General features: G+C 57.6%; 19 protein-coding genes. 8 read left to right on the top strand and 11 right to left on the bottom strand.

The window, feature by feature from the left end; all coding sequences use genetic code 11:
- Nucleotides 1-38: 38 nt before the first annotated feature.
- Nucleotides 39-968, top strand: coding sequence for a transcriptional regulator GcvA (gcvA, locus tag hmeg3_RS24090; RefSeq protein WP_094565968.1), 930 nt, complete (start codon nucleotides 39-41; stop codon nucleotides 966-968).
- Nucleotides 969-1,404: 436 nt separating this feature from the next.
- Entirely contained in the window at nucleotides 1,405-2,946 is a 1,542-nt protein-coding gene (locus hmeg3_RS24095; RefSeq protein WP_094565969.1) for a methyl-accepting chemotaxis protein, read from the top strand.
- Nucleotides 2,947-3,044: 98 nt separating this feature from the next.
- Here the strand turns inward: hmeg3_RS24095 and hmeg3_RS24100 are convergent, their stop codons facing one another.
- From hmeg3_RS24100 to hmeg3_RS24110, 3 genes are all read right to left on the bottom strand, one after another.
- Complete coding sequence (locus tag hmeg3_RS24100) at nucleotides 3,045-3,317, bottom strand: DUF493 family protein (RefSeq protein WP_094565970.1); 273 nt, start codon at nucleotides 3,315-3,317, stop codon at nucleotides 3,045-3,047.
- A 136-nt stretch (nucleotides 3,318-3,453) separates the two neighbouring features.
- Nucleotides 3,454-4,308: a D-amino acid aminotransferase gene (locus tag hmeg3_RS24105; protein ID WP_094565971.1), complete on the bottom strand. Its 855-nt coding sequence runs from the start codon at nucleotides 4,306-4,308 to the stop codon at nucleotides 3,454-3,456.
- Nucleotides 4,309-4,445: 137 nt separating this feature from the next.
- Nucleotides 4,446-6,188 (bottom strand): ABC transporter ATP-binding protein/permease, encoded by a 1,743-nt coding sequence (locus hmeg3_RS24110; protein WP_094565972.1) that lies wholly within the window; start codon nucleotides 6,186-6,188, stop codon nucleotides 4,446-4,448.
- Between the two features lie 245 nt (nucleotides 6,189-6,433).
- Between hmeg3_RS24110 and hmeg3_RS24115 the strand changes: the two genes are divergently transcribed.
- The 5 genes from hmeg3_RS24115 to hmeg3_RS24135 all read left to right on the top strand — a co-directional run bounded on the left by hmeg3_RS24115 (nucleotide 6,434) and on the right by hmeg3_RS24135 (nucleotide 12,958).
- Entirely contained in the window at nucleotides 6,434-8,275 is a 1,842-nt protein-coding gene (locus tag hmeg3_RS24115; protein ID WP_094565973.1) for an ABC transporter ATP-binding protein, read from the top strand.
- Nucleotides 8,276-8,508: 233 nt separating this feature from the next.
- Complete coding sequence (locus hmeg3_RS24120) at nucleotides 8,509-10,452, top strand: DUF3274 domain-containing protein (protein WP_232511796.1); 1,944 nt, start codon at nucleotides 8,509-8,511, stop codon at nucleotides 10,450-10,452.
- Between the two features lie 38 nt (nucleotides 10,453-10,490).
- Nucleotides 10,491-11,204, top strand: coding sequence for a hypothetical protein (locus tag hmeg3_RS24125; RefSeq protein ID WP_157739348.1), 714 nt, complete (start codon nucleotides 10,491-10,493; stop codon nucleotides 11,202-11,204).
- A 240-nt stretch (nucleotides 11,205-11,444) separates the two neighbouring features.
- Nucleotides 11,445-12,233 (top strand): DUF3274 domain-containing protein, encoded by a 789-nt coding sequence (locus tag hmeg3_RS24130; protein ID WP_094565975.1) that lies wholly within the window; start codon nucleotides 11,445-11,447, stop codon nucleotides 12,231-12,233.
- On the top strand, nucleotides 12,233-12,958 hold the full coding sequence (locus tag hmeg3_RS24135; protein ID WP_094565976.1) for a hypothetical protein: 726 nt from the start codon (nucleotides 12,233-12,235) through the stop codon (nucleotides 12,956-12,958). Before hmeg3_RS24130 ends, hmeg3_RS24135 begins: the two co-directional genes overlap by 1 nt.
- Before the next feature lie 31 nt (nucleotides 12,959-12,989).
- Here hmeg3_RS24135 and hmeg3_RS24140 read toward each other — a convergent pair whose 3' ends face one another.
- Complete coding sequence (locus hmeg3_RS24140; protein WP_094565977.1) at nucleotides 12,990-13,688, bottom strand: M24 family metallopeptidase; 699 nt, start codon at nucleotides 13,686-13,688, stop codon at nucleotides 12,990-12,992.
- 230 nt (nucleotides 13,689-13,918) lie between these two features.
- On the opposite strand from hmeg3_RS24140, the gene hmeg3_RS24145 reads away from it, so the two are divergent.
- Nucleotides 13,919-14,881, top strand: a complete 963-nt coding sequence (locus hmeg3_RS24145; RefSeq protein WP_198361914.1) for a GlxA family transcriptional regulator — start codon at nucleotides 13,919-13,921, stop codon at nucleotides 14,879-14,881.
- Between the two features lie 62 nt (nucleotides 14,882-14,943).
- Here hmeg3_RS24145 and hmeg3_RS24150 read toward each other — a convergent pair whose 3' ends face one another.
- The 7 genes from hmeg3_RS24150 to mnmG all read right to left on the bottom strand — a co-directional run bounded on the left by hmeg3_RS24150 (nucleotide 14,944) and on the right by mnmG (nucleotide 21,134).
- Nucleotides 14,944-15,345 (bottom strand): tautomerase, encoded by a 402-nt coding sequence (locus hmeg3_RS24150; protein ID WP_094565979.1) that lies wholly within the window; start codon nucleotides 15,343-15,345, stop codon nucleotides 14,944-14,946.
- A gap of 65 nt (nucleotides 15,346-15,410) precedes the next feature.
- Nucleotides 15,411-16,319 (bottom strand): ParB/RepB/Spo0J family partition protein, encoded by a 909-nt coding sequence (locus hmeg3_RS24155; RefSeq protein ID WP_094565980.1) that lies wholly within the window; start codon nucleotides 16,317-16,319, stop codon nucleotides 15,411-15,413.
- A gap of 62 nt (nucleotides 16,320-16,381) precedes the next feature.
- Nucleotides 16,382-17,152, bottom strand: coding sequence for a ParA family protein (locus tag hmeg3_RS24160; protein WP_094565981.1), 771 nt, complete (start codon nucleotides 17,150-17,152; stop codon nucleotides 16,382-16,384).
- An 86-nt stretch (nucleotides 17,153-17,238) separates the two neighbouring features.
- The gene (leuE, locus tag hmeg3_RS24165; RefSeq protein ID WP_094565982.1) at nucleotides 17,239-17,871 is read right to left on the bottom strand and encodes a leucine efflux protein LeuE; all 633 of its coding nucleotides are present in this window, start codon (nucleotides 17,869-17,871) and stop codon (nucleotides 17,239-17,241) included.
- 57 nt (nucleotides 17,872-17,928) lie between these two features.
- Entirely contained in the window at nucleotides 17,929-18,513 is a 585-nt protein-coding gene (locus tag hmeg3_RS24170) for a lipocalin family protein (protein WP_094565983.1), read from the bottom strand.
- Nucleotides 18,514-19,173, bottom strand: coding sequence for a 16S rRNA (guanine(527)-N(7))-methyltransferase RsmG (gene rsmG, locus hmeg3_RS24175; RefSeq protein WP_094565984.1), 660 nt, complete (start codon nucleotides 19,171-19,173; stop codon nucleotides 18,514-18,516).
- A gap of 5 nt (nucleotides 19,174-19,178) precedes the next feature.
- Nucleotides 19,179-21,134 (bottom strand): tRNA uridine-5-carboxymethylaminomethyl(34) synthesis enzyme MnmG, encoded by a 1,956-nt coding sequence (gene mnmG / locus hmeg3_RS24180; RefSeq protein ID WP_094565985.1) that lies wholly within the window; start codon nucleotides 21,132-21,134, stop codon nucleotides 19,179-19,181.
- Nucleotides 21,135-21,337: the final 203 nt, after the last annotated feature.

The following is a 21,337-nucleotide window of genomic DNA, read 5'->3' on the forward strand; positions in this document are numbered from 1 at the left end:
CTCATTCTTGCTAATTTTTTTCACAAATAAGCGCCTTCATGGTCGATTTTCGCAAACTACCCAATCTCGCTGCCCTGCGCGCTTTTGAAGCAGCGGCGCGGCATGAGAGCTTTTCGCGGGCGGCGGAAGAAATCCACGTCACGCCGGGTGCGATCAGCCATCAGATCCGCGCACTGGAGGAAGAACTGGGATTGCTGTTGTTCACTCGCAACGGCAAGCGCATCGCCATTACCGACAGCGGCCAGCGTTTTGCCGCGGCCATCCGCAAGTCACTCGGTGAAATCGCGAGCGCAGCAGAGGCCTTGCAGGAGCAGAACCGGCAGCAACGTCTGGTGGTGTCTTCGCCGCCCTCCTTTGCCTCGCGCTGGCTGGCGCCGCGACTGTGGAAATTCGTCGATCGCCATCCCGGGATTGAAGTGGTGTTGCAGTCCAGCAGCCACCTCAACGATCTGACCCGCGACGGCATTGACGTCGGGCTGCGCTTTGGCCTCGGCAGTTACCCGGGCCTGAAGTCGGAAAAAATTCTCGAAGAGTTCTATTACCCGGTTGCCAGTCCGCACTATCGCCAGGGCCGCCTGCCCTCTTCACCGCAGCAGTTGCGCGACTGCGTGCTGTTGCGCATGGATGGCCTGCAGGAATCCTGGCTGCCGTGGTTTGCACTGGCCGGGCTGGACCTGCCCGATCCGGCCGGTGGACTGGTGACGGAAGATTCGTCGCTGACATTGCGCGCCGCCGCCGATGGCGCCGGTGTCGCGCTGACGCGCCATGCCATTGCGTCACAGGAAATCGCCGCCGGCGAGCTGGTGCGGCTGTTCGACATCGCGCTGCTGAGCGACCGCGCGTACTACTTTGTCACCGTGCCGGATGTGGCGGTGAAGCCTCAGGTGCAGCATTTCCGCGCCTGGATCGAAGAAGAAATCGCACTTTTCAAAGCACACAGCCGCTGGCCCGGCTCAATCTCCAACTGAATGTGGCCCGGCGCACTCTCGCGGCTTCCCGCCTGCCCGCCTGCAATCCCGCACAAACAAGCAAATGCTGCGGGAAAACCTCTCTGTTCACCTGCTAGCCAAGCAGCGAAATACCCTATCGTATGTCCATAGAGCGGCAAGGATAATTGCCGACGAGCATCCGCGTTTGTTTGCCGACGGCGTCGCACGGATTACCGCCATTGCGACAGGCAGCAATTGAGATGCTGATAAAACCCTCTCCTCTTTGCATGCGCAGCACCGATTGCTACCCGCAAGACAGGTTGTGCTTTGCCCTACCTCGCTTCGCGCCGGCTGCCGCATGGCCGTCTCTGATTTCACCGCTTGTTTGTTGTTGTCTTACCCATCCTTATCCAGGCCATTTTCTGGCTGAGTATTTTTTGCATTGAGTTTCACCAGTTTCGTTAGGAGATCGAACATGAAAAATCTAAAAATCGGCGTACGTCTCGGCATCGGCTTTGTCATCATTCTGATGCTGATGGTCGTCATGCTGGGCATTAGCATCTGGCGCCTGCAGCAGATCAATGCGGCGGTTGTCTCTATGACGGGTGACTCGATCACCAACGAACGCAATGCGAACGAATGGCTGGCCGTGATACGCGAAAGCGGCATCCGCACATTGGCTGTGATCAAGACGGAAGATCCTGACGCACAACAATTTTTCCAGGCGCAAATCGCTGCTGAGTCTGCCCGTATCGCACCGCTGCGTAAAAAGATCGAAGAGATCAATACCGCGCCGCAAGAAATTGCGGCATTAGCCGAGATCAACAAAATCCGTGATGTGTACCAGGCCGCCCGCAACGATATTTTCAAGGTGAAAAAAGCCGGCGACCTCGATGCGGTCAAGAAAATGACCGCAGAAAAATTCACGCCCTTGTATATTTCTTACACCGACGCAGTCGCCAAGTTCCGCGACATGCAACGGCAGGAGATCACCAATTCGGCGGAAGCTGTCGGCAACTATTACTCTTCCAGCCGCAGCATGCTGATCATCCTCGGTGCGGTTGAACTGGTGCTGGGCGGCGTGTTGGCATGGCTGTTGACGGTCAGCATTACGCGTCCGCTGACTCAGGCCGTCGGCATTGCCGAGACGGTGGCATCGGGCGACCTGAGCTCCACCATCGTCTCTAGCGGCAAAGATGAAACCGGCCAGTTGCTGACCGCATTGAAGACGATGAATGACAACCTGCTCAATATCGTCAGCCAGGTGCGCACCGGCACGGATACCATCAGCACCGCATCGAGTGAAATCGCCAGCGGCAATCTCGACCTGTCTTCACGCACTGAACAGCAGGCAGGCTCGCTGGAAGAAACTGCTTCGGCGATGGAAGAACTGACCTCTACCGTGAAGCAGAATGCGGACAATGCACGCCAGGCAAATCAACTCGCCGTATCGGCATCGGAGGTCGCGGTGCAAGGCGGCACCGTAGTCGGTCAGGTGGTCGATACCATGGGCTCGATCAACGATTCTTCGCGCAAGATCGTCGACATCATCAGCGTCATCGATGGCATCGCTTTCCAGACCAATATCCTGGCGTTGAACGCCGCAGTGGAAGCCGCGCGCGCCGGCGAACAAGGCCGAGGCTTTGCGGTGGTGGCATCCGAAGTGCGCAGTCTGGCGCAACGTTCTTCAGCCGCCGCGAAAGAAATCAAAACCCTGATCGACGACTCCGTGTCGAAAGTCGATGTCGGCAGCAAGCTCGTCGTGCAAGCCGGTGAGACGATGAATGAAGTGGTCGCCAGCGTCAAACGCGTGACCGACATCGTCAGCGAAATCAGCTCGGCCAGCCAGGAGCAAAGCGCAGGCATCAACGAAGTCGGCCAGGCGATCACGCTCATGGATGAGGCGACTCAACAAAACGCGGCACTGGTGGAGCAAGCCGCCGCTGCCGCGCAATCGCTACAGGATCAGGCCGGCCGCCTGGCGCAGGTGGTCAGCATCTTCAAACTGGCGCGCTGATCGGGCACTCCGGCAGGAAACCGTCACACAAAGAAAAACCGGTTCGACTCTTGCGAGAGCGAACCGGTTTTTTTACGTCTTGCCGAATGACTGATGGCTTACAGCACGAACTTGACCATCTCATGCCCTGACAAGGCGCGATACAGGTTGTCGAGCTGCTCGCGGCTTGTCGCGCGAACGGTGACGGTCAGCGACAGGTATTTGCCCTGCGAGGAAGGACGCATTTCGACCTTGCCGGCGTGGAAAGTGGGATCGTATTCCGTGATCATGTCAACGATGGTATTGGCGAACTCATCGTGCATGATGCCGACGACTTTGATGGGAAAGTCGCTCGGATATTCGATCAGGGATTCTTCGGTAGGAGCTGGCATGGTGTACGGCTTTCGACTTTCAATAGGGACTGCGAGGAACTGCGCCTATTTTACGCCATGCACCAGCCGGTTTGCGCATGTCTTGCCAATTGACAATAAAAGGCCGGACATGCGTCAGTGAGTCATCAAAAGCGCTTTATGACAGCGCGGCTTTGGCATCCTGGTAAGCCGCGTAGAGCTTGGCGAACACCGGGCCGGGCTTGCCGTTGCCGACGCTCTTGTCGTCGATGGTCACTACCGGCAACACTTCCTTGGTGGCCGAGGACAACAGCACTTCATCGGCAGCGAAAACTTCTTCCTGCGTGATGCGGCGCGCTTCGAACACGATGCCTTGCGACTTGCACAATTCTTCGATCAGGCCGTAGCGGATGCCTTCCAGAATCAGGTTGTCTTTCGGCGGCGCCGACAGCTTGCCGTCCTTGACGATCCAGACGTTGGACGACGACGCTTCGCTGAGGAAACCGTCGCGGAACTGGATCGCTTCGGTGACTTCGTGCTCGGCGGCGTATTGCGCGGCAAGCACGTTGCCCAGCAGGGAGGTCGACTTGATCTGGCAATTCAACCAGCGCTTGTCTTGCATGGTCACGCATGCCACGCCCTTGGCGCGCACTTCAGCCGACGGCACCGCCAGCGGGCTGGTCATCATGAACACGGTCGGCGTGACCGGATCCTTGGGGAAAGCATGGCCGCGCTTGGCGACGCCGCGCGTGACCTGGATGTAGACGATCTGATCATTGAGATCGTTGGCCTGCACCACGCGATCGATCAGCGCCAGCCATTCGGCTTCGCTATGCGGATTTGTAATACCGATGGTGCCGAGGCTGCGGAACAGGCGCGCAATGTGGTGCGTGCCGCGGAACGGTTTGCGGGCATACATCGGGATGACTTCGTAGACGCCGTCGCCAAATATGAAGCCGCGATCAAGCACAGGGATGCGGGCTTCGGAGAGCGGCGTCATGTCGCCGTTAAGGTACACGATGGGATCGTTCATGGGAGCGTTTGTTAAGAGAGTTATCGGAGCTTGTATCGGGAATAAAGACATTCTTGCACAGACACGCGCATGCCGTTATGCAAAGTAAGCATTGCGCGATGCCGCGCATCGGCGTCGCGCAATGTCATGCAACATTATTAAAGCGGCTGAATGCTAAGGCGGCTCACGCTGTCGCCCGGCGCATTGTCGCGATTGGAAAAATGCCAGCGCTCCTGGTGATAGCGCGCCACCGTTTCGCGGTGGGCGATGCTGACGATGGCCGACTGCGGCAGTTCTTCCTGCAGCAGGGAGTACAAGGCCTCTTCGGTTTCGCCATCCATGGCGCTGCTGGCTTCATCGAGGAAAACCACTTCCGGACGCGTGAGGAACACGCGTGCAAACGCCAGACGCTGCTGCTCGCCGGGCGACAGGCGGTTGCCCCAGTTGTTGTGGACGTCGAGCTGGTCTTTCAAGTGCGACAAGCGGCACAGATCGAGATAGTGACGCATGGCCAGATCGGTGTATGCCGCCTCGTCCGCCGGATACGCCAGCGCCGTGCGCAGCGTGCCGATCGGCAGGTAACTCGATTGCGGCACGAACATCAGTTTGGACTTGTGCGGAATCTGGATGTCGCCGCCGCCGTACGGCCAGATGCCAGCGATGGCGCGGAACAGTGTCGACTTGCCGCAACCCGACGGACCGCTGACGAGGATGCGTTCCCCCGGATGAATCGTCCCATTGACGCCGGCGATCAACGCGCTGCCGTCAGGCAAAGCCAGATCGACCTTTTCAAGCAGAATGGCGCCGACGTTGTTGCGTTCTACCGAGATGCTGGCAGGCTGCTTCTGCGCCTGCTCAACCGCGAGGTTGAAACCGGCCAGACGGTTGATGCTGGCCTTCCAGTCGGCCAGTGTGGTGAAGGCATTGATGAACCATGACAAGGCGTCCTGCACCTGGCCGAAGGCGCTGCTGAGCTGCATCAGCACGCCCAGCGATATGGCGCCCGAGAAGTAGCGCGGCGCCGCAACCAGCAGCGGGAAAATGATCGCGAACTGGCCGTAGAAGTTGGTCGCGATATTCAGGCTCTTGGTGGTGCGCATGATGGCCCACCAGTTTTGGCGGATATCTTCGAAACGCAGATTGAGTTCGCCGCGTTCGCGATGCTCGCCGCGATACAGTGCGATCGCTTCGGCATGTTCGCGGATGCGGATCAGGCCGAAGCGGTAGTTCGCTTCGAAGCGCTCCTGATTGAAACTCTGTACCACCAGCGGCTTGCCGATCCACCAGATGATCCACGAACCGACGCCGGCGTAAGCAATCGCAAACCACACCATGTAGCCGGGAATCACCCATTCGCGATTCATCAGAGCGAACGACACCGGGCCGCTGATGGCCCACAGGATGCCGACAAACGATACCAGCGTGACGGCGCTGGAGATGAAGCCCAGCACAAGGCTGATGGTGTTCGACGTCAGCGAGCGCAGATCCTCGGCGATACGCTGATCGGGGTTATCGGCGATGTGGCCCTGCTCCATCCGGTAGTAAGCGTGATGCGCCAGCCATTTCTCCATGTACTTGTCGGTCATCCAGCTACGCCAGCGAATCTGCAGCGACTGTGTCAGATAGATGCGCGCGGTGGCGACGACGATATAAGCAAAGGCCAAGTAGCTGAACTGCCACAGCAGTGCCTTGAAGGCGACGTAATCCTTGTTTTGCATGGAATCGTACATGGTGCGATTCCAGTCGGTGATGAGCACGTTGATATAGACCATGACCAGCACCAGCGCGATGATGACTGCGAGCAGGCCCCAGGCTTTCCATCGTTCCTCGGAGATCCAGTATGGTTTGATGAGCTGCCAGATGGCGCGGCGGTCGAAGGCTTTTTTCTTGTTGGCTGTCATGTGAGTTCCGGAAGGGTTCTGTGCAAGATCATCTGCGATGATAAGCAATCCGGAAGATTTCGGCTTTGGAATAAATGCAACCAAGTGCAACCGGACGCCAGCTGGCAGTAATCGTCAGCCCGCAGCAAGCTACCCGCCCCGTTTTGGTGAACGGGTTAAAATCTCTGTTCTTCGCCGCACCGACGCTGTCCACATGAGTTGTCATGTGCGCATACCGGTCCTCTTGGCGATACTTTGGAGATTGCATGCTCGCATGGTTTGAAAAACTGGTTCACCCCTACCCCGACACTATTCCCAAACCGCCGCCGCGCGGCTTTACCGCGTTCATCTGGGCCTGTACCAAGGGTCTGCGCCGCTACATCGTTGCGATGACGACGCTGACCGCGATCATCGGTGCGTTTGAAGCGCTGCTGTTCGCGATGATGGGCCGCATCGTCGACTGGCTCAGCCACATCGAGCCGTCGCAGCTGTGGACGCAGGAACGCAGCAGCCTGCTGTGGCTGGCCGTGGTGCTGATCGGCAGCCCGGTGCTGATTGCGCTGCAGACCTTCTTCAAGCATCAGACGATGGCAGGCGCTTTTCCGATGATGCTGCGCTGGAAATTTCATCGCCTGATGCTCAACCAAAGCATGAGTTTCTATCAGGACGAATTCGCCGGCCGCGTTGCCGCCAAGGTGATGCAAACGGCCCTCGCAGTACGCGACGTGTGCATGATCATGGGCGACATCCTGGTGTTCGTGATGATCTACTTCGTCACCATGGCCGCTGTGGTTGGCGGCTTCGATGTGTGGATGCTGCTGCCTTTCTTCGGCTGGCTGGTGCTGTACATGGCGGCACTGCGCTACTTCGTGCCGCGCCTGTCCAAAGTGGCGCGCAATCAGGCTGATGCACGCTCGCTGATGACCGGCCGCATCACCGATGCGTACACCAACATCGCCACCGTCAAACTTTTTTCGCACGCCGGTCGCGAGGCTGGTTATGCACGCAGCGCGATGCAGGATTTCCTGGTCACGGTGAATCGCCAGATGCGTCTGGTGAGCGGCTTTGAAATCGTCAATCACTCGCTCAACATGGTGCTGATTCTGTCGACCGCCGGCGTTGCACTGTGGCTGTGGACGCAGGGCCAGATCGGCATCGGCGCGGTGGCTGCAGCGACCGCGATGGCCCTGCGCCTGAACGGTATCGCGCACTGGGTGATGTGGGAAATGGCGGCGCTGTTCGAACACGTCGGCACCGTGCAGGACGGCATCAACACACTGTCGCGTGCGCATGAGGTGAAAGATTTGCCGGACGCGCAACCGCTGGAGGTGAAGCGCGGCGAACTGCGTTTTGAAAACGTGAGCTTCGCCTACGGCGCCACCGGCCCGGATACGCGCCAGGTGATCGACAAGCTGAACCTGAACATCCGGCCCGGCGAAAAGATCGGCCTGGTCGGCCGCTCCGGCGCGGGCAAGTCGACCATCGTCAATCTGCTGCTGCGCTTTTACGACGTCGAACAAGGCCGCGTGCTGATCGACGGTCAGGATATCGCGCACGTCACGCAGGACAGCCTGCGCGCACAAGTCGGCATGGTGACGCAGGATACCTCGCTGCTGCATCGCTCGGTGCGCGACAATATTCTTTATGGCCGTCCTGATGCCGGCGATGAGGACATGATCGCCGCCGCACACCGCGCCGAGGCGCATGAGTTCATCGGCAATCTGGCTGACGCGCATGGCCGCAAGGGCTATGACGCGCATGTCGGCGAGCGTGGTGTGAAACTGTCCGGCGGACAGCGCCAGCGTATTGCGATCGCCCGCGTGATGCTGAAGGATGCGCCTATCCTGCTGCTGGACGAAGCCACCAGTGCGCTCGACTCGGAAGTCGAAGCGGCCATCCAGGAAAGCCTGTATCGCCTCATGGAAGGCAAGACCGTCGTCGCCATCGCGCACCGGCTGTCGACCATCGCCGCGATGGACAGGCTGATCGTGCTTGATCAGGGCCGCATCGTCGAGCAAGGCAGCCATCAGGAGCTGCTGGCGCACAACGGTCTGTATGCGCGCCTGTGGTCGCATCAGAGTGGCGGTTTCCTCGGCGAGGAAGCCTGATGGCATCGGATTGGTGCGGCTCCACACACCTTATGTCCAACCATCCAAATCTATACGTAGAAGTATCGCGATGATTTATTGCAAGGGAGGCACAAATTGATACGAGGCATTCTGTCGCAATTTTTTGGCAAATAGCTTCTTTTGAAATCAGCAGAAGCTATCGGGTTTTTCTTTGTAGGCAATGCAAATAAGATCAACGATCTCGTTGCATGACTACTCGAAGGAAACTCAGCATGGCTATTGTGAACTACCCCATTAAAACAAATTGCTTCGATGGCAAGCCAGCAAAGTCAGGCTACCAACATCCCGACGCAATGAATCCATGTGAACGCACCATGGATACCTTCGGCAACTTCAACTGGAAATCCTTCGAAACGCCCGAGAGCTATCAAGTATGGGCGCGTGCCGATCTGCCCATCAACATGCCCGGCATTGTTATCTTCGTGCATGGCGTCAATTCCGAAGGAGAGTGGTACGACGTGGCGGAAAAAGCTTTGTGCGCAGGATTGAACGAGCGGCTCAATCGCGATGATCTCAAAACAAATAGATACCTTACCCAAGATCCAAAAACAGAAGAGCCTATCCGTCGTCAGCTAGATCCCGACAACGACGGTCGCTCCCCCGTCATCCGCTTCTACTGGGGCTACCGCGCCCCAAAGGGATCTGAGGGCAAATGGCGCATCCCGCTAAAAAATCCCGACCAGCTCGACCACGCCACCTACGACCCCGTTAAAAACAAGGATGCCGAAGACCTCTGGTACTGGGGCGGCGGCCCTTTCCAGAACGGCACCAACAGCCTGCAACAGCTCTGGAACAAGGAGGGGTTTAGTCGTCATGTACTGGGCTTCGACATGCAGCACCTGAACACCGAGGTAGAGCGGCAACTGAACGATGCGCCACCACGCGAGTATTTCGCCCATGCTGCGCAACGATTGGCCAATCTGATCGACACCATCCGCGAACAGTCCCTCAATAGCGTGACACTGCTTTCGCACAGTCAGGGCACCATGATCGCGCTGGCGGCGACCTTGTTGTGCAAGAAGCGGCCGCCCGATGCCGTCATGCTCATGAACTCGCCCTATGCCCTGACCGACAAGATCACTGACGCCCTGACAGTCGGCGGTGACCGCCCCACCGACGGCGCGCGGCTGCGCACCTTGCAGGCCATCGTCGACAAGCTGCGGCCCAATCAGCAGTTCTTCAATCAGAAGCGGCTCGATTGCCTGCGTGTGGGCGCCACCAAGTGCGGCCAAATGCATTTCTGGAAACCCGACATCGTCCACCCCTGCGGCACACCCGAGCGCGACAACCATGGGCGGCTGTACAACTATTTCAACCCGCATGACCGTGTCATGGGATCCACGCCATTGCAAAGCATAGGCTGGCAAGGCATCCCCGGCGGCGTGCTGTTCGGCATGCAGGATGTGGTCAAGCAGCGCATGCTCGCGCGCGGCACGTCATGCGGTGACGAACCGGCATTGACGCCTTTCGGCACCTTGCCCCGCATTCCCGATCCGGAACCGGGTGTGATGCCTACCGACTTCTGGAACAAGAACAAGCCCATCGCCAAGTTCGGCAAGCTGTGGTCAGAACCGCCGCAGGATCAGATGGTGTCCGTCAATGCCGAGAAGGTGCCTAATCCACTGACTGCCGAGGAGATGAGTAAGCCTGTGGATGTCACAGATGACAGTAAGCCAGTTTATTTTGACCGGGCTCCTCATACAGCCAGAAAGTGGGGAGCAATTGATCCCAAGACAGGGCGATATTGGGAACCTGATTTTCCTGCTTACAAATCCATCTATCAGGCTGAAAACTATATGAACCGCGACGACGTGTACAGTCCGGGCGGCAAGAAGCGAGAACTGGAGACGCAGGAGGAAATGCAAGAACGCATCACGAACTGGTATCCGATGCCGCCCAATCACAGCACCATGCCCATGCACGTCGAGTTCATGAAGCGCGTAGTGGCTTACGACCTGCCAATCGGCTATGCCGAGAGCTACACCTTGCAGGATTGGGCCCGGCTTATCCGTCTGGCCGACTGGACCAGCTTTCAGGATGACTACTTCGCCGAAGGAAAATTAGCCGTGCCAGCCAAGCCACCTGGCCTTGACCCCGAGACAGTCAGCGAACAGCAACGCAGGGCCGATGAAGCACGCATTCACAATGGCGCATGAAGCTCCTTCCGACGACTAAGACAAAGAAAGCAACCAACATGATGAAGATATTAAAAATGATCGGTACCGCCTTGCTGGTGCTCAGCGTGACGGCATGCGTCAATCATGATGACTACTACCGTTCCGATCAATACAGGAAGCCGGCTCCGCCCCCAACATATGACGTGCCGCCACAGGTCATCTATCGGATTGACGATCATCGTTATATTTCTCTGGAAAACTACGATCATTGCAACGGGGAGAATTACTACATCGATACCAAAGCGGGCATACGTACGCAAATCATGAGCGGCAATTTGAGCCTATATCAGGGACGCCTCAGTATCGCAGACCCGACCGGTATGAATATTGTTATCCCTGAAGCACCGGGAGGATCATGCGGAGACAAAGGCTGCAATGTCTATCTGGGCTATTCCAGCGATGGCGGAAGAACGTTCAAGTATAAGAAATATATGCAAAGCGCCTCTCCCCACAGGGACTCCGAAAACTACTCCATCCTCGTCGCCAAGGATGGGTTTTATGTGGTGGAGACATCGGAGTATGCGAAAGGAAAGTTTGATTCGTATGTACGGAGATATCCACTTTTCCCGGGTCTTGATTTCGATAATCGCAGCCCTTATCCAGAGGGAATTAGCGGTGAGACTTTTTCTACATCGAAAAAACCTCTTCCCAATTTGCGTACGCCTTCCGGCCAAGACCGTTTTACTTGCGACGCCAGCATCCGTCCCAGCAACCTGCCCAAGAAGAAATAGGTTTTTGCCCCTGCTAATGATGGCAAGCACGGTCTTGTCCACACAGACTAAACGTGACCGAAGTGTTCCGTAGTCTGTATGTACAGATCGAAATAGTGAAAGGAAACTGATATCGTCCACCCTTGCGGCACACCCGAACGCGACAACCATGGGCGCTTGTATAGCTATTTCGACCCGCACGACCGCGTCATGGGATCCACGCCATTGCAAAGCATAGGCTGACAAGGCATCCCCGGCGGCGTGCTGTTCGGCATGCAGGATGTGGTCAAGCAGCGCATGCTTGCACGCGGCATGTCGTGCGGTGACGAACCTGCATTGGCGCCTTTCGGCACCCTGCCCCGTATTCCCGATCCGGAACCGGGTGTGATGCCCACCGACTTTTGGAACAAGAACAAGCCCATCGCCAAGTTCGGCAAGCTGTGGTCAGAACCGCCGAACGATCAGATGGTGTCCGTCAATGCCGAGAAGGTACCTAATCCACTGACTGCCGAGGAGATGAGTAAGCCTGTGGATGTCACAGATGACAGTAAGCCAGTTTATTTTGACCGGGCTCCTCATACAGCCAGAAAGTGGGGAGCAATTGATCCCAAGACAGGGCGATATTGGGAACCTGATTTTCCTGCTTACAAATCCATCTATCAGGCTGAAAACTATATGAACCGCGACGACGTGTACAGTCCGGGCGGCAAGAAGCGAGAACTGGAGACGCAGGAGGAAATGCAAGAACGCATCACGAACTGGTATCCGATGCCGCCCAATCACAGCACCATGCCCATGCACGTCGAGTTCATGAAGCGCGTAGTGGCTTACGACCTGCCAATCGGCTATGCCGAGAGCTACACCTTGCAGGATTGGGCCCGGCTTATCCGTCTGGCCGACTGGACCAGCTTTCAGGATGACTACTTCGCCGAAGGAAAATTAGCCGTGCCAGCCAAGCCACCTGGCCTTGATCCTGAGACGGTCAGCGAACAGATACGCCGAGCCGATGAAGAACGAATCAAGAGCAATAAAACATACGGTGGCGCTTAATGAAGGCAACAACAACTTTGAAAGAAAAGATGATGAATATACTAAAAATGATCAGCGCTGTCTTGCTGACAATCTGTGTAACGGCATGCGTTAGCCAGGATAGCTACTACAACGCTGGTGAATATAGAAAGCCAGTTGCACCAACGTCGTACGACGTCACTCCGCAAGTCATTTATCGAATTGACGATCATCGCTACGTCTCCATAGAAAACTACGATCACTGTAATGGACAGAATTATTACATCGATACGAAGGCTGGCATACGTACCGAGATTATGAGGGGCAATTTAAGCCAGTATCAAGGTCGTCTCAGCATCGCCGACCCGACGGGCCTGAACATAGTTATCCCTGAAGCACCCGGCGGGACATGCGGCGACAAAGGCTGCAACGCCTATCTGGGCTATTCCACTGATGGCGGAAGAACGTTCAAGTATAAGAAATACATGCAGAGCGGCTCTCCCCACATCGATTCCGTGAACTACTCCATCCTCGTCGCCAAGGATGGGTTTTATTTAGTTAAAAAGATCAGTCAAACCAATGGCTCGACCTCCGTCACCAAATATCCCCTTGTGCCAAGCATTGATCTCGAGAAGCCGTATCCGCCGGATTTGCATGACGAGTATCTCTCGGAGAAGCCTTTACCTCTCTTGCGCACTCCTTCCGGCCAGGATCGCTTCACCTGCGACAGCAGCATTCACCCAAGTAATTTACCTCCTGCCAAGTAGTGTTGCGCAGTGCCTAGCAAATAGCCTGCGATCAACGATAGTAGCTATCTTCCAGCAGCATGTCCTCGAAGAAGGCGCCGTAAGTATGGTCAGGATGACGCAAATGGATCTCCAGAATCCAGCGCATCGCCGACGGCACGCCGTCAAATTCCGCCAATGATCCCGTGTGGATTGCGGCGTGCGGGAAATCCGATACGCGGTGTCCCGGCAAATCGAAATTCAATTCCCAGCCGCGCTTGCGTGCTTCGTTTTCTGCGAAGGCGTACAACGCTTCGCCGCTCAATTGCTGTTCGCTCCATGCGCGTCGTGCGGCATGAAACACGGCCTCGGCATCTTGCGCGCAGCGTGCGTACTCCTCCTGATTACCGACAACGAAGGCCGCGCCGCCATCGCCTTCCCATGCGTCATGGCGCGGCGCGATATCGATGAAGAAAATATCGTTCTCCTGCAACACCACGCCAGGCTCCGACGCCTGCCGCATCGGCTTGGTGGTATTGCGGCCGAAGCGCACGCGGGTCGGGTGCCAGCTCAACGTGAGGCCGGCGTCGATGAGGACTTGTTTGGCCATGGCGACGGCATCCTCTTCCACCATGCCCGGCTTGACCTGCACTGCGATATCGCGAATCGCCTGACGCGTCTTGTTGCGGGCAGCGAGCATGCCGTCGACTGAAAAAGCCGGGCCGACACGTTCGGCGTCGGCGGACGCCACGGTGGTGGTAGCAGTGTTCATGTGTTCTCCTGAAGAAGGTGCAGAGGAACGCACACCATGCACGTTCCCGATGGAGAAAATTATCGGTGGCGGCGCACGACAAAGACAGTGCCACGAGGACGCGTTGACAGCCATCCTGCGGCGTTTTTCTGCCACGGACGCGGCAATGCCTGCCCGCCAGCGAAGACGGCGCTATGATGGCGTCAGTTGATTCGTTGCGCTACCTTCACTTCACCTTCTTCCTCACTGTCATGCCCACTGTTGCCCTGCTGGTGTTTCCCGGAGTTCAGGCGCTGGATGTTTCCGGCCCGCTGGATGTGTTCGCAGAGGCCAATCGTTTTTTGCTGCCACAACAGCACTACCACTTGCAGGTGATCGGCAGCACGCGCGATGTCATCGCCTGCTCCAACGGCATGCAGATCGTGCCGCATCGTCATTACAGCGAAGCCCGTGATGCCGTCGATCTGCTGCTGGTAGCCGGCGGCCCGGCCTTGCCGCAGCATGCGCACGACGCCGCGTTGAGCGAGTGGCTGGTGCAAGCGGCACATCGCGCCGGACGCCATGGCTCGATCTGCAACGGTGCATTTCTATTGGCACGCGCCGGGCTGTTGAGCGGCAAGCGCGTCACCACGCATTGGAACGATGCGGCGGCACTGGCGCGCGATTTTCCCGACGTCAACGTCGATGCGGATCGTATCTATGTGCGCGACGGCAAGCTGGTGACGTCGGCGGGCGTGACCGCCGGCATCGATCTGTCGCTGGCGTTGCTGGCGGAAGACATGGGGCAGGAAGTCGCGCTCAATGTCGCCAAGCGTCTGGTCGTCTTCATGCAGCGCAGCGGCGGACAATCGCAGTTCAGTCCTTATCTCACGCCTTACGCCGAAGAGATGTCGCTGGTCGGCCAGGTGCAGCATTACGTGCGCGAACATTTGCAGGACAAGCTCAGCGTCGACGTGCTGGCGAAAGTGGTCTCCAGCAGTCCGCGCAATTTTGCGCGTGTGTTTGCGCGTGATGCACGCATGACACCGGCGGAGTTCATCGAGAGTGCACGCGTCGATGCGGCGCGCGTGATGCTGGAGAGTTCGGCGGCGCCGCTGAAAACGGTGGCTTACCGCTGCGGCTTCCGCGATGCGAGTCACATGCGCGTGGTGTTCCAGCGACGGCTGGGCATCAGCGCACAGCAGTACCGTGATAATTTTTTGCAGGTGAAGTGAATACTGAAGATGGGATGACCGCAGCGCCGGACTGAAGAGCCACGCTGCAAATCAGGGTCGGGTCAGTCCGGCCCGGCTTCGCCTGCGGACCATTCCGGACTGTAGCCGCCCAGGGTCGGGTGGTACATTTCGTCGCCGGTGTGCTGGGTGAATTCGACGTTGAGACGATCTTCGCGCAGGCCCAGTACGTCGATGCAATCCTTGCACAACGCCTTGGCGACTTCCATGCGCAACTCCGGCGTGCGGCCGCGGCGGATATCGCACATCAGCACCGAGACCGGTTCCACCTCGCCGCTGTCGACGGTGCGCCAGACGCTGCCGTCGCCGCATTCACGCACAACAATGCTGATGCGACGGATGTCGACGCTCATCATCTCAGCGTACGTCTTTGCCATGCGCGTGGCGAGCTGCTTCTTTTGCTCTGCCGGGTAAGTACCGTTGACGTCGAGTTGCAGGTAAGGCATGGCGCTTCCTTTTCTGTCGTCCGTTGCGACCGGCGTCTCTGCCGGTCCGCTTTACTACTTCTGCTTTACTGCTCTACTGCTTCTCCACGAAGACGCGCGATCACGCCGTCGAGTGCATCGAGGCCGGCGAAACTGATGATGAGCTGGCCCTTGTTTTTGGCGCCGGTCTTGATCGACACTTGCGTGGCGAGGATGTCGGACAGTTCTTCTTCCAGACGCGCGATGTCGCGCGATTTCTCTTTGCCGCCGTCACGTGGTTTATTCGATGCTGCTTGTTCCGCCGTCGTACGCACGACGAGTTTTTCAGCTTCGCGCACCGACATGCGCTTGGCGACGATCTGGTTCGCCAGATTGATCTGCGTGGCGGAATCAACCGCCAGCAAGGCACGTGCATGACCCATGTCGATATCGCCGGCCATCAGCATGGTCTGCACCGGCTTGGCCAGGTTCAGCAAACGCAGCAGGTTCGACACCGCGCTGCGCGAACGGCCGACGGCCACGGCAGCCTGTTCATGCGTGAAGTTGAAATCGGTGATGAGACGATGGATACCCTGCGCTTCTTCCAGCGGATTGAGATCTTCGCGCTGCATGTTTTCGATCAGCGCCATCGCGGCGGTGGTCTGATCGTCGACGTTCTTTACCAGCACCGGTACTTCGGTCAAGCCGGCAATCTTGGCGGCGCGGAAGCGGCGTTCGCCGGCGATGATTTCGTAGATGTCCTTGCCGTTGTTCTGGCCGATGGAGCGAATCAGGATAGGTTGCAGCAGGCCTTGTTCCTTGATCGATGCGGCGAGTTCGTTGAGCGCGCCTTCATCCATGCGGCTGCGCGGCTGATACTTGCCGGCTTGCAGATCCGTGACCGGCATTACCGATGGCGAACCAGCGACCACCGGCTCGTCTTCGGTCATGTCGGAAGATCCGCCGAGCAGTGCGTCGAGACCGCGGCCGAGGCCTTTTGATTTTTTGGTTGCCATCTTGGTTACCTACCTGTTTCTGAATTACTGATTACTAAAATTATTTATATCGTTTATAACGATTACAGCGTCTTGATGCGTTCCACCATTTCGGCGCCGAACGCGATATAAGCCTGCGCACCCTTCGATGCGGCGTCGAAATTCACACCCGGCATGCCGTAGGATGGTGCTTCCGCCAGACGCACATTGCGCGGGATCACGGTCTTGAAAACCTTGTCGCCGAAGTGCTGCTCAAGCTGCTCGGAAACTTGCTGCGACAGCGTCATGCGCGGGTCGAACATCACGCGCAGCAAACCGATGATCTTGAGATCGGGATTGAGCTTGGCATGGACTTTCTTGATGGTGTTGACGAGGTCGGACAAACCTTCCAGCGCATAGTATTCGCACTGCATCGGGATCACCACGCCGTGCGCCGAGCACAGACCATTGAGGGTCAGCAGCGACAGCGCCGGTGGACAATCGATAAGGATGAAATCGTAGTCGTCGGCAACGGCGGCAAAAGCATCTTTGAGACGCTTCTCGCGGTTGTCGAGTTCGACCATTTCGACTTCGGCGCCGGCCAGTTCGCGATTGGCGGGCAGCACGTCGAAGTTGCCGCTTTCGGACCGCTTGCGCACACTCTTGATGTCGGACATGCCGAGCAATACTTCATAGATCGAACCCTGCAGCTCGGCCTTGTTGATGCCGGAACCCATGGTCGCATTGCCTTGCGGATCAAGGTCGGCAAGCAGCACGCGCTGATTGTGCTGCGCCAGACCGGCGGCGAGATTGACTGCTGTGGTGGTTTTACCGACGCCGCCTTTTTGATTCGCAACGCAAAAGATTTTAGCCATAGGTTCTTTTTAGTGAATGTTCCGTTGGTGCTCAGGGTTGATGCAATGCTGGTGCAGATTCTGCTCAGTTGATGTTCAGTTGGTGCTCAGTGTGTACTTAGCTTGATGCCAAAGCCAATCAGGAAAACACCGGCCGCACGCGACGCCAATGTGGCGATTGTGCGATTGTGCGCCAGGCGTTTTGCGGCGGCATTTCCCACCAGGACCAGCAGACTGCCATAGATCAGGGTGCAAGTGCAAATTACCGCGCCCATGGTGAGAAAAGTCGCGGTGCCCTGCTGCGTTGCCGGGTCGATGAACAGCGGGAAAAAGGCCATGTAAAACACGATCGCTTTCGGATTCATCAAGGTCACAAAAAAGCCGCGGCGAAAATCCGCCATGTTCGAAAACGGCACCACCGAAGATCCGCCCTCTTCTTTCGCAAACAGCAGGCGCGCGCCGAGATAAGCAAGATACGCCGCGCCGATGTATTGCATCCCCTTGAACAGCACCGGGTTCGCATGCAGCAATGCCGCCACGCCGATCGCCGCCAGAAACATCAGCACGATATCGCCCAGCATCAGGCCGGCGATTGCCGCAAAGCCCCCGCGCAAGCCATGCTTGGCCGAACAAGTCAGCACGCAGAACGTACCCGGGCCCGGCAGCATCAGGAACACGACGGTCGCCGCAACCAGTTGCCAGACGTCGGTGATGCCCATGGTATGAAAGAGTGCCTGCATGATGTCTCCTCGTTTTATTGCGTTACTTTGTGCTGCGTTGTCTTCGCGTTATCTTTACTACTGCTGCGGTGTCTTCACCAGCTTCGACGTATCGAACCCCTGCTTGGTAGCGTTGTTCACTGCGGCTTCGTATTCTGCGGTCGACAGTGCCGGTTTGCGCGACAGAATCCACAGATAGTCGCGCGACGGTGTGCCGACGGTAGCGACCGAATAGTCAGGATCCAGATCGATGATCCAGTAGTCACCCCACACCAGCGGGAACCATGCCAGCCATGCCGGGGCAAAGCGCACCTGCAGCTTGGTATTGTTGCTGCCCTCGGTGATGCGCGCCAGGCCGTTGGCCTGATCGAGCACACCGCCTTCCACTTTGCAGCGATTGACGACGTCAATATCGCCGTCTGCCCGTGCACGGTATTCCGCAGTCACGTTGGCGATGCATTTTTTCTGGAAGCTGTTGGGAAAGCGCGCGATTTCATACCACTTGCCGACGTAGCGCTTCAGATCCACCGAGGGAACGGTGACGACTTCCTGAGCGACCGCCTGCGTGGAATGCAGCGCGATCATCACAGGCAACACCGGCAGCGCAGCCGCGCAGGCCAGCGTCAAAGAAGAAAACAAACGGCGGGCAAGCTGGGTAGACATTCAGGACCTTTCAATGAAGATCAGATGACGTTCGGCATCCAGACCCGGAACCTGCAAAGCTTCAGTGCGGGCGACTTTCCATCCCTCCGGAAGACGCGAAATTTCATCCTGCGGCATCACGCCTTTGAGAGCGATGTAATGGCCGCCGGGTTGCAGCAAATGATTCGACCAGTTAACGAAGTCATTGAGTTCCGCAAAGGCGCGCGAAGTGATCACATCAAACAGTTGCTCAACCTGCAACTGTTCGACACGCGCCGTGTAGACGGATACGTTGCTTAATTGCAACTCCGCCTTGGCTTGCGTCAGAAAAGCAGTTTTCTTGTGCACCGTATCGATCATGGAAACGCGCATGGCCGGCTGTGCCTCGGCCGCCCAGATAGCCAGTACAATGCCCGGCAAACCACCGCCGGCGCCGACATCCAGCACATTGGTGGCGCCGTCGAAAGCCTTGACCACGGCCAGCGAGTCCAACAGGTGATGGGTCATCATCTGCGCCGGATCACGCAGCGCAGTCAGATTGTAGGTGCGGTTCCACTTCGCCATGAGAGCGAGGTATGCCAGCAGTTTCTGTTGCTGACCGGCGCTGAGCGCGAGGCCGAGTGCATCGGCACCGACGCTCAGTGTGTCAGCCAGTTTGGAGTCTGTCGTTGTCGTGTTCAAAATACTCAGGCCGCCTGATTGTGGTTGTCGGAGTCTGGAGTCTCAGCAGAATCAGCGGCAGCATTTTTCAGACCGCCCTTTTTCAGGTGAACCAGCAGCAAAGACAACGCTGCCGGCGTCACACCGGAAATCCGCGACGCCTGACCGAGGGTTTCCGGCTTGTGCTTGTTGAGCTTCTGGCGCACTTCGATCGACAGGGCTTTGACGTCCATGTAGTCGAGATCAGCCGGCAGCTTCAGACTTTCATTGTGTTCCTGACGGCCGATTTCCTTGGCCTGACGGTCGATGTAGCCGGCGTACTTGATCTGGATCTCGATCTGTTCACGGACCGGATCATCGGTGACGCCGGGGCCGGCGAGCGTCTGACCGTCAGTGCCTGTCAGGGTCATCAGACTGTCGTAGGTCACGTTCGGACGGCGCAGCAGATCGACCAGGTTGTATTCGCGCTCAATGGCTTTGCCCAGCACACGTTCAGCTTCGGCGTCTGCGAGGATACGTGGATTCACCCAGGTGGATTTCAGGCGCTCCATTTCACGTGAAACAGCTTCGCGCTTTTTCTCGAACATTTCCCATTGGGCGTCGCCGACGCAACCAAGTTGGCGGCCGATTTCGGTGAGGCGCAGGTCGGCGTTGTCTTCACGCAGACTCAGGCGATATTCGGCACGGCTGGTGAACATGCGGTAAGGCTCTTGCACACCCTGAGTAATCAGGTCATCGACCAGCACGCCGAGATAGGCCTCGTCGCGGCGTGGCGTCCAAGAGTCGCGGCCCTGTGTTTGCAGCGCGGCGTTGAGGCCGGCCAGCATACCTTGCGCAGCCGCTTCTTCGTAGCCGGTGGTGCCATTGATCTGGCCGGCGAAGAACAAGCCCTGGATTTGTTTGGTTTCCAGCGAAGATTTCAGGCCGCGCGGGTCGAAGTAATCGTATTCGATGGCGTAGCCCGGACGCAGGATGTGGGCGTTTTCCATGCCGCGCATCGAGCGCACCAGTGCCAGTTGCACGTCGAATGGCAAGCTGGTGGAGATGCCGTTGGGATAGAACTCGTTGGTCGTCAGGCCTTCCGGTTCCAGATAGATCTGGTGAGAATCCTTGCCGGAGAAGCGGTGGATCTTATCTTCAATCGACGGGCAATAGCGCGGACCGACACCTTCGATCACGCCGGTGTACATCGGGCTGCGATCCAGACCCGCGCGAATGATGTCGTGCGTCTGGGTGTTGGTATGGGTAATCCAGCACGGCATTTGTGCCGGATGCATGCCGACATTGCCCATGACCGAGAACACCGGGATCGGATCGAGGTCACCCGGCTGCTCTTCCAGCACCGAAAAGTCGATGCTGCGGCCATCGATACGTGGAGGCGTACCGGTTTTCAGGCGGCCTTGCGGCAGCTTGAGTTCCTTCAGTCGCGCCGACAAAGAGATCGCCGGCGGATCCCCGGCACGGCCGGCGGAGTAATTATTGAGGCCGACGTGGATCTTCCCGTCGAGGAAAGTACCAGCAGTCAGCACCACCGCCCTGCCCGCAAACTTGATCCCGGCCTGAGTCACCGCGCCAATCACGCGGTCGCCTTCGACCATCAGATCGTCTACGGCCTGTTGGAACAGCCACAGATTCGGCTGATTTTCCAGGCGCGAACGGATCGCTTGCTTGTACAGGATGCGATCAGCCTGGGCGCGCGTGGCGCGGACAGCCGGGCCTTTGGACGAATTGAGAATGCGGAATTGAATGCCCGCCTCGTCAGTCGCAATTGCCATCGCCCCGCCCATGGCGTCGACTTCCTTGACCAGATGGCCTTTACCGATGCCGCCGATGGAAGGATTGCAGGACATCTGACCAAGGGTCTCGATATTGTGCGTCAACAGCAATGTTGTTTGGCCCATGCGGGCGGATGCCAATGCGGCTTCGGTTCCGGCGTGACCGCCGCCGACAACGATGACATCAAATTGTGTGGGGAATAGCATAATGCGCCTCGTGGAGACGGTGAACAGAGGCGAGATTATAAAGTCTTTTTCGGGTAGGTATCAGACCCACCCCCTGTTATTCCCTTTTTAATCACGTTTTTTGTTTCACGTGAAACAATTTGGATTACCCATATAGATGACCGGCAACTCTCGACGATCGGTCGAATAGTTTTTGAGCAAATAAAAAGGGAAGCCTTAGCTTC

The sequence above is a fragment of the Herbaspirillum sp. meg3 genome (genome assembly GCF_002257565.1).
GTDB lineage: Bacteria > Pseudomonadota > Gammaproteobacteria > Burkholderiales > Burkholderiaceae_D > Herbaspirillum.